15 protein-coding genes are annotated in these 14,379 nt (G+C 43.3%); all 15 read left to right on the forward strand.

Features of this window, described 5'->3' with window-relative positions; all coding sequences use genetic code 11:
* Window positions 1-15 precede the first annotated feature (15 nt).
* The 15 genes from thrC (at window position 16) to WC955_03070 (ending at window position 14,297) form a co-directional block, all read left to right on the forward strand.
* Window positions 16-1,146 (forward strand): threonine synthase, encoded by a 1,131-nt coding sequence (thrC, locus tag WC955_03000; GenBank protein ID MFA5858015.1) that lies wholly within the window; start codon window positions 16-18, stop codon window positions 1,144-1,146.
* A 48-nt stretch (window positions 1,147-1,194) separates the two neighbouring features.
* Entirely contained in the window at window positions 1,195-1,500 is a 306-nt protein-coding gene (locus WC955_03005; protein ID MFA5858016.1) for a DUF3467 domain-containing protein, read from the forward strand.
* Between the two features lie 4 nt (window positions 1,501-1,504).
* Window positions 1,505-2,761, forward strand: coding sequence for a competence/damage-inducible protein A (locus tag WC955_03010; protein ID MFA5858017.1), 1,257 nt, complete (start codon window positions 1,505-1,507; stop codon window positions 2,759-2,761).
* A gap of 84 nt (window positions 2,762-2,845) precedes the next feature.
* Window positions 2,846-3,745, forward strand: coding sequence for a polysaccharide deacetylase family protein (locus tag WC955_03015; protein ID MFA5858018.1), 900 nt, complete (start codon window positions 2,846-2,848; stop codon window positions 3,743-3,745).
* Between the two features lie 42 nt (window positions 3,746-3,787).
* A complete protein-coding gene (gene ruvX, locus WC955_03020) occupies window positions 3,788-4,246 on the forward strand; it encodes a Holliday junction resolvase RuvX (GenBank protein ID MFA5858019.1) in 459 nt (152 codons plus the stop codon).
* Window positions 4,243-5,235: an endolytic transglycosylase MltG gene (mltG, locus tag WC955_03025; GenBank protein ID MFA5858020.1), complete on the forward strand. Its 993-nt coding sequence runs from the start codon at window positions 4,243-4,245 to the stop codon at window positions 5,233-5,235. The genes ruvX and mltG overlap by 4 nt, the downstream gene beginning before the upstream one ends.
* A gap of 36 nt (window positions 5,236-5,271) precedes the next feature.
* Entirely contained in the window at window positions 5,272-5,880 is a 609-nt protein-coding gene (locus WC955_03030; GenBank protein ID MFA5858021.1) for an RNA polymerase sigma factor, read from the forward strand.
* 1 nt (window position 5,881) lies between these two features.
* On the forward strand, window positions 5,882-6,349 hold the full coding sequence (locus WC955_03035) for a hypothetical protein (protein ID MFA5858022.1): 468 nt from the start codon (window positions 5,882-5,884) through the stop codon (window positions 6,347-6,349).
* Between the two features lie 49 nt (window positions 6,350-6,398).
* Window positions 6,399-7,061, forward strand: a complete 663-nt coding sequence (locus tag WC955_03040) for a Spy/CpxP family protein refolding chaperone (protein MFA5858023.1) — start codon at window positions 6,399-6,401, stop codon at window positions 7,059-7,061.
* Window positions 7,062-7,192: 131 nt separating this feature from the next.
* Window positions 7,193-8,017, forward strand: a complete 825-nt coding sequence (locus WC955_03045; GenBank protein ID MFA5858024.1) for a FecR domain-containing protein — start codon at window positions 7,193-7,195, stop codon at window positions 8,015-8,017.
* Window positions 8,018-8,027: 10 nt separating this feature from the next.
* The gene (locus WC955_03050; GenBank protein ID MFA5858025.1) at window positions 8,028-9,218 is read left to right on the forward strand and encodes a DUF5009 domain-containing protein; all 1,191 of its coding nucleotides are present in this window, start codon (window positions 8,028-8,030) and stop codon (window positions 9,216-9,218) included.
* Window positions 9,219-9,239: 21 nt separating this feature from the next.
* Window positions 9,240-12,053, forward strand: a complete 2,814-nt coding sequence (gene uvrA / locus WC955_03055; GenBank protein MFA5858026.1) for an excinuclease ABC subunit UvrA — start codon at window positions 9,240-9,242, stop codon at window positions 12,051-12,053.
* Window positions 12,054-12,169: 116 nt separating this feature from the next.
* Window positions 12,170-12,745 carry an OmpA family protein gene (locus tag WC955_03060; GenBank protein ID MFA5858027.1) on the forward strand — a complete coding sequence of 192 codons (576 nt, stop codon included), beginning with the start codon at window positions 12,170-12,172 and terminating at the stop codon, window positions 12,743-12,745.
* Window positions 12,746-12,764: 19 nt separating this feature from the next.
* Window positions 12,765-13,496: a tetratricopeptide repeat protein gene (locus tag WC955_03065; protein MFA5858028.1), complete on the forward strand. Its 732-nt coding sequence runs from the start codon at window positions 12,765-12,767 to the stop codon at window positions 13,494-13,496.
* 87 nt (window positions 13,497-13,583) lie between these two features.
* Entirely contained in the window at window positions 13,584-14,297 is a 714-nt protein-coding gene (locus tag WC955_03070) for an energy transducer TonB (GenBank protein MFA5858029.1), read from the forward strand.
* Window positions 14,298-14,379: the final 82 nt, after the last annotated feature.

Here is a 14,379-nt window from a genome sequence, read left to right on the forward strand (position 1 = left end):
GGAGAGTTAACTAAAATGAAGAACGCGTATCTCGGGATTATTAACCGTTACCGCAAGTATTTACCCGTGGATGATAACACGCCGGTAGTGACCCTGTACGAAGGTAATACAGCGTTGATTGAAGCTAAGAATATATCAAAAAAATTGTTTAACAATGCAGTACGCGTATTTCTTAAATGCGAAGGGTTTAATCCTACAGGATCGTTTAAGGACCGCGGGATGACACTTGCAATCTCAAAAGCTGTGGAGGAAGGGAGTAAAGCTGTTATCTGTGCATCAACAGGGAATACATCGGCATCCGCAGCAGCGTATTCCGCTGTGGCTGGGCTTAAATGCGCAGTATTGATACCCTCGGGTGCGATTGCTCTGGGGAAACTGTCCCAAGCTTTAATGCACGGGGCGGTGGTTGTGCCGGTGGATGGGAATTTTGATGTCGCTCTTACAATGGTACGCGAGATTGTGAAGAAGTATCCTTTAACCTTGGTTAATTCACTTAACCCATACCGTATTGAAGGACAAAAAACCGGTGCGTTTGAAATTGTAGATTTTTTAACGAGTTATATCGATGAAGGTGTAAATATATTCCCGGATTACCAGTTTATGCCCGTAGGGAATGCCGGGAATATTACAGCATACTGGAAAGGGTATAAGGAATACCAAAAGTTGTTTGGGTTACCGATAACACAGTTACCTAAGATGATGGGGTACCAGGCAGCGGGTTCCGCGCCGATAGTTATAGGTAAGCCCGTAGAGAAACCGGAAACACTGGCTACAGCGATACGGATCGGTAATCCTGCATCGTGGAAACAGGCAGTGGATGCCCGGGATGAGTCCGGAGGGGTAATTGAAGCTGTTACTGATGACGAAATTGTTGAAGCGTATAAATTATTGGCGGGAAGCGAAGGCGTGTTTTGTGAACCGGCATCTGCAGCGTCAGTTGCAGGGTTGATCAAGAAAAGTAAGGACGGGTATTTTAAAGCAGTACCTGAAAAACAAAGAGGGAAAAAGAAAAGTGTGCCTATAGCAGTGTGTATCCTAACAGGTCATGGGTTGAAGGATCCTGAACGCGCAATAAAATCAACTGCTGTGGATTTAAAACCTGTGAAACCTGATATTGATGCTATCATTAAGGCTATTGGGTTGTGATAAATATTTTTTAGGAAATTAATTTGAAGAGAAGGAGAATTATTTTTTATGGCAGAAAATCAACCGGAACAAAAAAAAGGTGAGATACAAATACAACTAGATGAACAAACTGCGCAGGGTGTGTATGTAAACCTCGCAATGATAACGCATACTGACGCCGAATTTGTGATAGACCTTTTGTATCTCCAGCCTCAGGCGCCGCAAGCAAAAGTACGAGCCCGCGCAATAACGTCGCCTGTACATGCAAAACGGTTACTCCGCGCGTTACAGGAAAATGTTAATAAGTATGAATCAAAGTTTGGTGTGATAAACGAGCCGCAGAACGTTCCTTCACGTCCTATGGGCATGGCGTAATAAGATGAGGATCGAACTTATCTGCGTTGGCAGTGAGTTGTTAGTTGAAAAGGTTAACACCGATGCTCGGTTGATCGGTGAAAAGTTGCATACCATAGGTTTAGCGTTGTCACGCGTATCAACCGTTGGGGATGATATGGACGAAATGGTGAGCGTTTTGACGGACGCTATTACACGGTCCGACCTCGTGATCTTAACCGGCGGATTAGGCCCTACTTTTGATGATTTTACACGTGAAGCTGTTGCGAAAGTGCTTAACCGCAAGCTAATATTTAACCGTGAAGCTATGCAGATGATCGCAGCTTTATTTGCTAAACGTAACCGCGAGATGCCAAAAATTAATGAACGCCAGGCGTATGTTATCGACGGGGGGACGGTATTAATTAATCCCGCGGGTACTGCTCCTGGGCAGGCAGTTGAGTTTAAGTCACAAGGGAAAGTAAAGGCAGTAATCCTTCTCCCCGGCCCGCCTACCGAACTTAATTCAATGCTTAACACCAGCGCAGGGGTGTATCTAAAAGATAAGTACCGGCATGGGACCCGTAAAACGGTGGTATTCCATATTTTTGGTGAGGCGGAATCTGTGATTGATGAAATGATACGCCCGGTAGTTGATATGGAACGCAAGTTCGAGAGTGAAATGTTAACATTTGGTATTCTCGCGCATCGCGGGATAATCGATGTTAAATATACAGTAGCCGGGGATAATGAGTTGATGGTAGATAATCTTGTTAATAAAGTTAGGAAAGAGTTATTGGGTGTCATCGGGGGTATGGTGTATGGAGAGGATGGGCAAACCCTGGAGTCTGTCACCGCGAACTTGCTTCTAAAACACAAGAAAACTGTTGCTGTTGCTGAATCGTGTACTGCCGGGATGATAGCTTCTAAACTTACTTCCGTAGCGGGGAGTTCAATATACTTTAAGGGCGGGATTATTGCATACGATAATTCTGTGAAGACCGGGTTACTGGGTGTAACAGATGATGCGCTTAATACTCACGGCGCGGTCTCCGAAGAAGTGGCGTTACAGATGGCACGCGGGGTGAAACAAAAAATAGGTACTACCTGCGCGGTGGCAACTACCGGAATTGCGGGGCCCGGCGGGGGTACAAAAGAAAAGCCTGTGGGGTTAGTATATATCGGTATGGTTATTGATGATAAGGAGTATGTTGATAAATTCCAGTTTTTTGGGGTGCGTAACGACCTGCGGGAACGGTTTGCAATGGCAGCGCTTAATCTTTTACGTCAACGGTTATTATGATATTTGTTCACAAACGAAGAAGTTTATGCTAAAATTTGGAGGCATAAGATAGGCGGGTACATAGTACTAAGGAATGTATATTAAATGGCTAGGTTTCGTTTCGTTGCCAGAAGATACGAAATACTGTTGACAGTATTAGCCGCTGTGTTGTCAATCAGCGTGGAAGTGTTCTCGCGGTGTAGTTCCATTGACCCGAGCAGGTTACCTGCTGCAGCAACGGTGATTACCGTTCCAAAACCTGTATCGTCAGTTTTGAAGAAAACGGATGGTAAACTTATACCTAAAACCCCGGCACAGAGTATAGCTGCCGTAAAATATATTGCATTAACTTTTGATGATGGGCCGCATCCTGAACTTACGGATAAACTTCTTGAAGTTTTACGCGGTGAGAAGGTTAAGGCAACTTTTTTTCTTGTTGGGCAGATGATTGAGTTGTATCCGAATATTACACGCGCGATGGTACAGGACGGGCATCAGGTGGCGAACCATACCTACAGCCATCCTAACCTTAATATGATAGATACGGAACAGCTGAATGACGAGCTTAGTTATACAAAATATTTGTTATCCAGTTACGGCGGGGTAAGGACTAATATTATCCGTCCGCCGGGTGGGAATTATAATTCTAATGTTTTAAAGTTCTGCGAGGTGTATGGTTATAAAATTGTTTTATGGACAATTTTTCCGCGGGATCATGAATCACCAAAACCCGGGGTCATAGTAAAACGCGTAGTCAAAAATGCGCATGACGGCGGGATTATACTGATGCATTCCGGGATGAAGAATACGATTACCGCGTTACCCGAAATTATAAGGAAACTTAAAAGTGAAGGGTATCGGTTTGTCACTGTGGATGAATTGATAGAAAAAAATCAGAAGAATAATGTTGCAAAAAATGCAGGTAAGAGCGGTAAGCTTTCTTATACCGCGCATTTATCACAAAAAACGTGTTTATCCACCCCGTGGCTGCTGCCTGCAGAGTAAGTTGATAAAAATTAAATAAATAGTTTTCTAATAAGGTGTTTTATGGATATACAAAAAGTTTTGGGTGTGGATTATGGCACAAAACGTGTTGGCCTGGCAGTAAGCGATTATACTGCAACAATAGCGCAGTCACTGGAACTTATAGAGAAAAACAGTGCGTTATCTGCATCAGAAGGTGATAAAGTTGTGGTGGAGCGTATAAAGAGTATTGTTGAAACACAAAAGGTTAGTGCGATAGTTATCGGGTTTCCCCGGCATCTTGACGGGCGGGATGGAACTCTTGCCGGTACTATCCGCGCATTTGCGGAACAAGTGAAAACTGCAATTAATGTGGAAGTAGTTTTTTGGGATGAGTGGCTGACAACTTCTGCTGCGGAGAAAGTGTTGATTTCTGCAAATGTTTCCCGTGAAAAACGTAAACAAAAGATTGATAAACTCGCAGCTACGGTGTTATTACAAAATTATCTTGATTCAAGAAAGAAGTTGGGTACGCAGAGATGAACAAAAATGTTGTGATTGCATTAGCAGTCCTCGGTATCTTAGGAGCGCTCTTTTTTTTCTATAACCATTACATGATAACAATGAACACCGAGACTGTTGTCATAAATATTCCCGATGGCAGTACAGCAGATGAGATTTCTTCAGTCCTGAAATACGGGGGCGTTGTGCGGGATAGCGGGATTTTTTATGACCTCATAAAACTTCGACGTGCTGACCGTAAACTTCAAAACGGGACTTATTATATTGCACCGAGGCAAACTTTGAACGGGTTATTAAAGAAAATTGTTAAGGGTGACACATACCGGATTAAGATTACGATCCCGGAAGGGATGACCTGTTACCATATCGCGCGTAAACTTCAGGAGAAAGGTGTTGTCGCGTATAAGGATTTTGTGGAAGAAGTTATGCGGTCACAGGCGGAAGGGTACTTATTCCCGGAAACATATTTTTTTGATATCCACAAATCCTCGCCTGCTTTAGTGGTAAAAACAATGACTGAACAGTTTGAGAAAATGTATGGCCCCAAACTTCAGGCAAGAGAGAAGGTTGTGGGATTAACGCGTACACAAGTAGTGATCCTTGCGTCATTGATTGAGAAAGAAGCACGGACGGAGATTGACCGCGGTATGGTATCCGCTGTGTTCCAAAACAGGTTGAAGAAGCGTATGTACTTGGAATCCTGTGCGACGGTACAGTACGCGATAGCATTACTTTTTGACCCTTCAGGTCCATGGAAACAAAGGTTGGGGATTCAGGATACTAAGATTAACTCGCCGTATAATACCTACAAAAAAATTGGTTTACCTCCGGGGCCGATCTGTAACCCCGGGATTTCTGCCATAAAAGCTGCGTTGTATCCCGCGGAAAGTTCTGCAATGTACTTTGTTGCGGATAGCTCGGGTACGCATGTGTACTCCCGGGATTTTAAGGAACATCTTAAGAATAAGCGTGAACAGAAGAGAATTAAAAGAAGTATTGAAGCCCGGTAATGTAAACTTTTCAACTAACACAGGTGTCTAATGATTATGAAGAACAGTGATGGTACTGATGTGAAGAATATAAATGCAGGTGCATATGCTTACGATAACGGGAGTACGGATGAACAGATTGCACGGGCGTGTAAACACGGTGACCTCCAGGCATTTGAGTTGCTGGTACAGAGGTACCAAAAACAGGTGTTACACCTTTGCTACCGCATAGTGAATGATGTTCATGCAGCGGAAGATTTAGCGCAGGAATGTTTTTTGAAATTGTATCTTAATATAGAACATTATCGCGGGGATGCTGCGTTTAAAACTTGGTTTTATAGTATCACGATTAATGTATGCAGGACGTACCTAAAAAAAAGGTTTGTCATTGACAGGCTGCGTGGAGCGGGGTTATATCCGCGTAACGGTGATGATAAAATCGAAGATAAACCAGGGCATGATGAACACGATATTTTACTGAAGCTGCAGCTTGAGGCCGCGATTGCGCGGTTACCGGTAAAACAAAGAGAAGCGTTTGTGTTGAAGCATGTGGAAGGAATGAAGATATCAGAGATCGCGGTAATACAACAAACGGCGGAAGGAACGGTCAAAGCGCATCTTTTCCGCGCGGTGAAAGCGTTACAAAAGTATGTGGGGAATGAGTAATATGAAAAAAAAGAGTGAATGCTTAAAGGTGTTGTTGGACCTCACGGGGTATTGTTATGGCGACTTGGAATCGGGCGCTGTTGAATCAGTTAAGGCGCATCTTGAGAAATGCGGGTCATGTAAAAGTGAGTACGAAAAAATGAAGTTGGTTACGAATATTAAGTTGGAGATACCACGGCAGATTGAAGCAAAGCCGGAAGCGTTTTGGACACAGCAAATAATTGATATCTACAACAAAACTACAGCTAGCCAGATTGATAATGCCAAAATGTTGCCCCAGTGGCTGATCCCGAAAGTGATTATCGGTATAGCAGCGGTAGTGGCGGTTGTCATTGTTGGGCAGTGGTTGTATGTCAAACCAAGTATTAATGAACATGCGATAGTGTCAATAATAGAATTTTATGAAACTACAGATATCACTATAGCGAATGAAAGCGTGGTTAATTCAAATATATTAGAGAATATGTAAGCTTTATACAGGGGTTTCAGGATATAAAAAGAAAAGGAGAAAAGTGTGTATGAAAAAAAATGTGTGGTCAGCGGCAGTAGTAGCTGCTATGTTTTGTGTGGTAACAACAGGTATTGCGTTTAGTGAACCAATGCCATGCGGTGGGCAGGATGGCGGCAGAATGAGCGGCGGAATGCCGGCAATGCGGTGCGCCGGTGCGGGACAAGGTATTATGCCACAGGGTGGTGCTGGTATGGGTGACGGATTAGGCGGGTTTGGGCCGGACTTGCAGAAGTTAGGGAAGAAACTTAACCTTACGGAAGATCAGAAGAGTAAGATTGAATCTATTAAACGCGATGTTCAGAAAAAGGTTGTTAAAATCCGTGCGGATGTACAGATCGCGGAGATAGACCTTCAGGAACTTATGGATAAGGTGGATGTCGATGACAAAGCTGTGTTATCCAAAGTACAGGAACTACATAAACTGCGCGGGCAGATGGTGGAGCTTACCACCAGTGCATTACTGCAATCAAAGAAGGTGTTGACTCCGGAACAGCGGAAGATTATAAATGATATGCGGAAGCAGATGAGATGTAATATGATGCCCAACCGCATGGGTGATTGTAATAAAGACGGGAAGTTTAAGAAAGGTAACCGCGGCAGCCAGCATGGTTGTGAAGATATGGATGACGATGACGAAGATGAAAAAAAGAATGTTCCTCAGAGTAAATAATTGATTCTACTAAAATAACCCCTTGAGTTTGAGTAATCAACCGCAGGGGGTTATTTATTTGTAGATTACATTTACCTCCAAAATTGTTTATAATATAAACAAAATTACTTGTTGAAGAGGGGATAACAAAAATGCGTTATACCGGCAAAGTTGTAGTTCTGATATTATTACTTGACTTAATAACACTTTTACCGTTCGACGTCTTATATTCATCTGAAGTAACAGGTTTTACGGGTGCGACTTTGATGGATACTCAAGGCGCGGTGCGGGTATTCCATAGCGCTGAGAGCGAAGGCGTTGCTGCAGCTAAGGATATGATACTGGATGAAGGCGATATTGTGCGGACAGAAGATAATGGTAAGGCAGATATTTTATTTTATGACGGGACATTGGTGGAACTTGAAAATAGTACGCGAGTTATCATAAAAAAAGCAAATTATGCACCTGAACAAAACAGGTTGGATATTGAAGTTGTAACAGGGAAGGTTTTGGTTAATGTTGAGAGGTTGGAGAAAGCGCCACGGACAAACGCTGTGGTCTATACACCCGCAGCTGTTATGAATCTGCAGGAAGCACATGCGGTAATTATCGTGGAGAAAGGTAATTCCACGGTAATTGGCTTGTTTTATGGCGAGGCGGAAATTAGGTCAGTAGTAAGTACCGGGAAAACAAAAAAAATGCATCCTATCCGGGTGTTCACTAATTATCAGGCCACAGTGTTTGCGGGGAAACAACCTGAGGCGCCGGTTGGGTTAATGCCGTATCTTAAGGTTTATAAACAGCAGATCGGGGTATTCCAACAATTTGCGCAGTCTAACCGTAAAATGTTGAGGTCAATAATTGAAAAACGTAAGAAAACTGATGCTGAATACATTGAGTACAAAGCAAAGCAACAACAGGATAGGTTATCAAAAGAAATTCCTGTAAAGAAAGATAAGAATAATAAGAGGAGGTAGGTTGTCTTCAATGAGCCAAAACACTAATGGCGTTGCAAAAACGTCTGAGAGGTTGTTGTCATTAGATTTTTTTAGGGGGTTAACTATTGCGGGTATGATTTTGGTTAATAACCCGGGTAGTTGGTCATATATTTATCCGCCGTTGGAACATGCGGAATGGAACGGGTGGACACCTACGGATTTAATTTTTCCGTTCTTTCTGTTTATTGTTGGGACATCAATGGCGTACTCGTTCGCTAAACGTTTGGAAAAAGGTGATAAATTCTGGGATATGTTCAAAAAAGTTATCACCCGGTCATTGATATTGTTCGGGTTAGGGTTATTCCTCGCGTTTTTTCCCCGGGCAATAATGAATAAAGTGTTGTTTGATAAGTTTGATCTTGTCAATCTGCGTATCCCCGGTGTGCTGCAGAGGATAGCATTATGTTTCTTCTTTGGGTCGTTGATTATCTTGAAATTAAAAGAAAAGTGGCAGTATATAGTTACTGGCGCGTTAATGATAGTGTACTGGCTTGGGATGCTGCTTATTTGCGTCCCGGGATATGGTGCCGGGGATTTTAGTTTACAGGGAAATGTTTGCGGGTACCTTGACAAGATAGTGTTTGGCCCGACGCATCTTTATATAAAAAATGCAGTGAAAAATTTGTATTTTGACCCGGAAGGGTTTTGGAGTACATTACCGGCAATCGCGACGACGATGTTTGGATACTTCACAGGGCAGTGGTTGCGCAGTAAGGATAGTGCGGAAGATAAGACGTTACGGTTATTTATTAACGGTAATGTTTTCATAGTTTTTGGTGCTGTATTAGGGTTGTTCATCCCGATAAACAAACAGTTGTGGACACCGTCATATGCTGTGTTGATGTCGGGAATGGCTATGGTATTCCTCGCGATGAGCTATTACCTTGTGGATGTAAAAAAATTTCGGTTTGGCGTTATGCCGATGGTATGGCTTGGGACTAATGCAATCACTGCGTTTGTCGGGTCAGGCTTACTTGCGCGGGTGTTTATCTATTTTATTAAACTTCCGCTGGAAGCTGGAAAGGATCCGGTAGGGCTTAACACTGTTATATATAAAACTTTGTTGGTACCCTGGGCGGGTAATCATTTCGGGTCGCTAGTCTGGGCGCTTCTTAACGTTGCGGTATGGATTGGGTTGATGAAGTTATTATATGACCGCAAAATATTTATTAAGGTGTAATCCCTAAAAAAAGTTCAATTCATGGAATTCATACGTATCCGCGGTGCGCGGGAACATAATCTTAAAAATATCGATATTGATATCCCAAGGAATAAACTAGTCGTTGTGACTGGTTTGTCCGGTTCAGGGAAGTCTACTCTTGCATTTGATACTATATATGCCGAAGGTCAGAGAAGGTATGTAGAATCATTATCCGCTTATGCTCGTCAGTTTTTGCAGTTACTTGACAAACCAGATGTTGATTTTGTTGAGGGATTGTCTCCTGCGATTGCAATCCAGCAACGCGCACCGTCGTATAATCCTCGGTCTACTGTCGGGACGGTTACCGAAATATATGATTATCTCCGGTTATTATACGCTCGGGTAGGGAAGCCGCATTGCCCGGCCTGCGGGCGTGTGATTGAACCGCAAACCGTGCAACAGATTGTTGATACTCTTCTAAGTATGGGTGCCGGGGTTAAACTCCAAATTCTTGCTCCTCTTGTCCGGGGAAGAAAAGGTGAGTACCGCGAATTGTTTACACGGTTACAGCGTGAAGGTTATGCGCGAATTAGAATAGATGGGAAAGTGTATGGGTTGGAAGAAGAGATTAAACTTAACAAGATGCAGCGGCATGATATTGAACTCGTGGTTGACCGCGTAGTGCCGGAGGATAATAAGGAAACACGGGAACGCGTAGCGGATTCAGTGGAAACCGCGTTAAAGATGGGCCAGGGTGTTATGGCTGTGGCGGTAACGCGGAATAGCGGGAGTAAGGATGAACTAAAGTATTTTAGTGAACACCATTCGTGTGTCACCTGCGGGATAAGTTTACCGGAAATATCCCCGCGGTTATTTTCGTTTAACGCACCCTACGGTGCGTGTCCTGAATGCACAGGGTTAGGGACAAAAATTGAGGTTGACCCTGACCTTGTGGTACCGGATAAAAGTTTATCAGTGAACACCGGTGCGGTGTTACCCTGGAGAAATCCTATCACTACCCGGCGTAACCGTTGGAAAGGCGCGTGGACGGGGTATTACAATGAAATCCTTACTGGCGTATCGCAACGCCACGGGATTGACCTTGATAAACCGTTTAAGGAGTTGAGTAAGGAAGAACAAAATATATTGTTATACGGTGACGGTGATTATGAAGGTGTGATTAATAATCTTGACCGCCGTTACCGCGAGACAGAATCTGAGTTTGTGAAAGAAGAAATATTTGGGAAGTATATACGTTCACATATATGCCCGGTGTGTAACGGCGGGAGGTTGAAACCTGAAGTCTTGGCGGTGACGGTCGGCGGGAAAAATGTTGTGGAAGTTACGGCTATGAGCATCACACAGGCAGCTGAGTTTTTTGGTAATCTCAACCTTACCCAGCGGGAACAAAAGATCGCGTATCAGGTTCTGAAAGAAATTAATGCGCGGGTTAAGTTTCTGTTGGATGTCGGGCTGGATTATCTTACCATCGGGAGAAATACAATGACATTATCCGGTGGTGAGGCAGCAAGGATTCATTTAGCGACACAAATCGGGTCAGGATTAGTCGGGGTCCTGTACGTCCTTGATGAACCTACAATCGGGCTGCACGCGCGGGATAATCACCGGTTGGTGGATACCATGACTAAACTCAGGGATATCGGTAATACCGTCTTAGTTGTGGAACACGATGAAAATGTTATCCGTAAAGCGGACTGGGTGATTGACCTTGGTCCCGGGGCGGGATCCAATGGCGGTGAAGTTATCGCACAAGGTACCTTGGAGCAAATAAGGAAGGTTGAAGCGTCGCTTACAGGACAGTATTTTAATGGAATCCTAAAAATTCCGTTACCCTCAGCCCGTAGGGAAGGTAATGGTAAGAAAATCGAAATCATTGGAGCAAAACAGTTTAACCTAAAAAATATTGATACCAATATTCCGTTAGGGAAGTTCGTATGCGTGACCGGTGTGTCCGGGTCGGGTAAGAGTACGTTAGTACATGAGATTTTGTATAAATCACTTGCACAGGAGTTGTATCATTCAAAAGAAAAACCGGGATCTGTTCGCACAGTGAAAGGTATAGAAAATATTGATAAGGTAATCATTGTCAACCAGGCGCCGATCGGGCGTACACCGAGGTCAAATCCTGTTACGTACACCGGCGTGTTTGCGCATATACGCGACATTTTTGCGAGGTTACCGGAAGCTAAACGCCGGGGGTATCAGCCGGGACGGTTTTCGTTTAATGTCAAAGGCGGGCGGTGTGAAGCATGCCAGGGTGATGGTATGACAAAGATTGAGATGCAATTTCTTCCTGACGTATATGTCAAGTGTGATGTGTGCCAGGGCCGGAGGTTTAATGAGGAAACTCTTGCGGTGAGGTATAAAGAAAAAAGTATATACGACGTTCTTGAGATGCCGGTGGATGAGGCGGTAACGTTTTTTGAGAATATACATTTTGTACAGCGCGTATTTAAGACCATTTCTGATGTTGGGTTGGGATACATAAAACTTGGCCAGCCGGCAACAACGTTATCCGGTGGGGAAGCACAGCGCGTTAAACTCGCAAGTGAACTTTGCCGCCGTGCAACGGGTAAGACGTTGTATATTCTTGATGAACCAACCACAGGGTTGCATTTTGCGGATGTCGCAAAACTGTTGGATGTACTGCAGCGTTTGGTGGATAACGGGAATACGGTGTTGATCATAGAACATAACCTCGAAGTTGTAAAATCTGCGGATTGGATTATTGACCTTGGGCCTGAAGGTGGCCACCGCGGAGGGTTCGTTGTTGCAGAAGGAACTCCGGAAGCTGTTGTTAAAAACACAAAGTCATATACCGGGTCATACCTAAAAACATTTCTTGATAAATGATATATAGCCATTTTTACTCATAAAAGGTTTGGAAATAGGTGGTAATAAATGGGTGTATATGCTAAAATATGGAGTAAATTGAGAACAATTATTTTTTGTGCTAGGGAGGTTTAGTTATGCAAAAATTGAAATTATTGTTTATGGCAATAACAATGGTTTTTCTGACATTAAATATTTTAGGTTGTCCAAAAAAGCCGGTAGTCAAGCTTGAACCTGAAAAAGTGGTTGTTACTACGCCGTTAACTCCCAGTACAACTGAGCAAGCAATTACTGAAGATACTCAGCAACCAGAAGATAACCTGCCGGCAGAACCCGAAATACGTGGGAAAGAATGGGATGAAGCTAAAAACCTTAAAACAGTAATATTTGATTACGATAAATTTGATGTCCGTGACGATATGAAATCTGTGGTTGAAACTAACGCTGAAGTCCTGAAAAAAAATGGTGACGTAACAATACTGATTGAAGGTCATAGTTGTGAGTGCGGGACTGTGGAATACAATCTCGGGCTTGGCCAGCGGCGCGCAAAAATTTTGCGTGAGTACTACGCTCAACTGGGTATTGATCCTGCGCGGATCGCTACAATATCGTATGGCGAAGAAATGTTGTTGCATCCCGGTGCATGCGTGAACGGTGATTCTGAACTTGGCGCGCAAAACCGCCGTGCTGTTACTAAACTCCAGAAAAAGTGAAGTGACGGGAATTAAATACATGAACCTACGTTTTACAGGAATCCTGGTTTTATCTATCCTTGTTTTACCCGGGTGTATAGCTACACGTAAGGATATTGACGGGTTAAACGCTTCTATATCTGAACTTCAGCGTGAACTTTCTGTCTTACGAAAAAACCAGGCGTCGTTGTCATCAGATATTAAAGGGTTGAGCCAGACAATTGAAACTCTGAATGAGCATCTTGACGAGAATAAGCGGTATATCAATATTATGCTTAATAAATTCGATGATTTTGATGCTGTTATGGGTTCACGGTTGAAGGATATCCGGCAGAACCTTCCTACACCGGTGAATCCTTCCGGTAAAGAAGTTACCCCGACGGAGTTATACCAGATGGCGTACAGCGATTATTTCGCGGGGAAGTATGACCTCGCAATCCTGGGGTTTGAAAATTTGATTGCCAAGTACCCTAATACAAAAATTGCAGCGGATGGGCAGTATTACCTGTCAGAATGTTTATTTGCGAAGAAGTTATATGAGAACGCTGTTGCTTCATATGATAGGTATGTCAAAGCAAATCCCAGAGGTGAGAAAACATTTGCTGCGCTGTATCGTAAAGCCTTGGTATTGAAACAAATTAACCGCATACCTGAAGCACAGGAAATTTGGGAGCAGTTAAGTATTAACGCTCCGGAAACGCCTGAAGGGAAACAAGCGAAGGAGAGGTTGTACGAGTTAACAAAATCATCTCCTTCCAAAAAACAGGACTGATAAAAACAATAACATATGGTATCTGATTTAAAAATACCGGTATTGATCTCAGTACTCCTGCACTTATGCCTTTTCTGGATGACATCAATGAGTACAAAAAAAGTTTTCCTGCGCACACCTGGGATCATTGAAGTTGTGAGGGTAAGTTTACCTCCGTCAGCGGAAGAACTGGCTGCGGAAGCGGCTGCTAAAGCCGCAGCGGAGGCCGCTGTTATCCAGAAACAGGTGCAGAAAAGTAAGGCCGTAAATAAGGATGATGTTTTGGTTAAAGATAAAAAAAGTACGCGCAGGCAACGGTTAGCGTTTAATCTTAATGATTTTAAACCTCAGAATATTATGCCTAAAAGTAACAGGTTTAAGAGTATAGAAAAAGATAGTACTGCGGGGAAAAACGCTATCCTCCCAAAAAATATTGTTACCGATGATATTGCAAAAAACATGAAGAATGCCGGTCAGGATGTTAGTCCATTCCAAAAAAATGTATCTGGCCCTGCGGGGACTGGGTTGTCCGTAGATGCCGCTAAGTTTCCGTACTCCTACTACTTAGTTGCGGTAAAACAAAAGGTGGATACTAACTGGCGGTGGACAAGTGATAATGAAGTACTGAAAACTTTGATTTTGTTCCGGATACTCAGGGATGGTAAGATTGAAGATGTTAAAGTTGACAAGTCAAGCGGTGATCAGTTGTTTGATATAGCGGCACTACGCGCGGTGAAACTTTCTGACCCGTTACCGCCGTTGCCGGAAGGATATAAAGAAGAATATTTGAGGGTGTATTATGTATTTACGAGGTTCAAGTAAAATGATGGTAAGAATGTATCTAACAATGCTAAGTATTGTGTGTGTTATCATTTCGGGAACCGTATCACCGTTACGCAGCGCT

The sequence above is a fragment of the Elusimicrobiota bacterium genome, from assembly GCA_041658405.1.
Taxonomy (GTDB): Bacteria; Elusimicrobiota; UBA5214; order JBBAAG01; family JBBAAG01; genus JBBAAG01.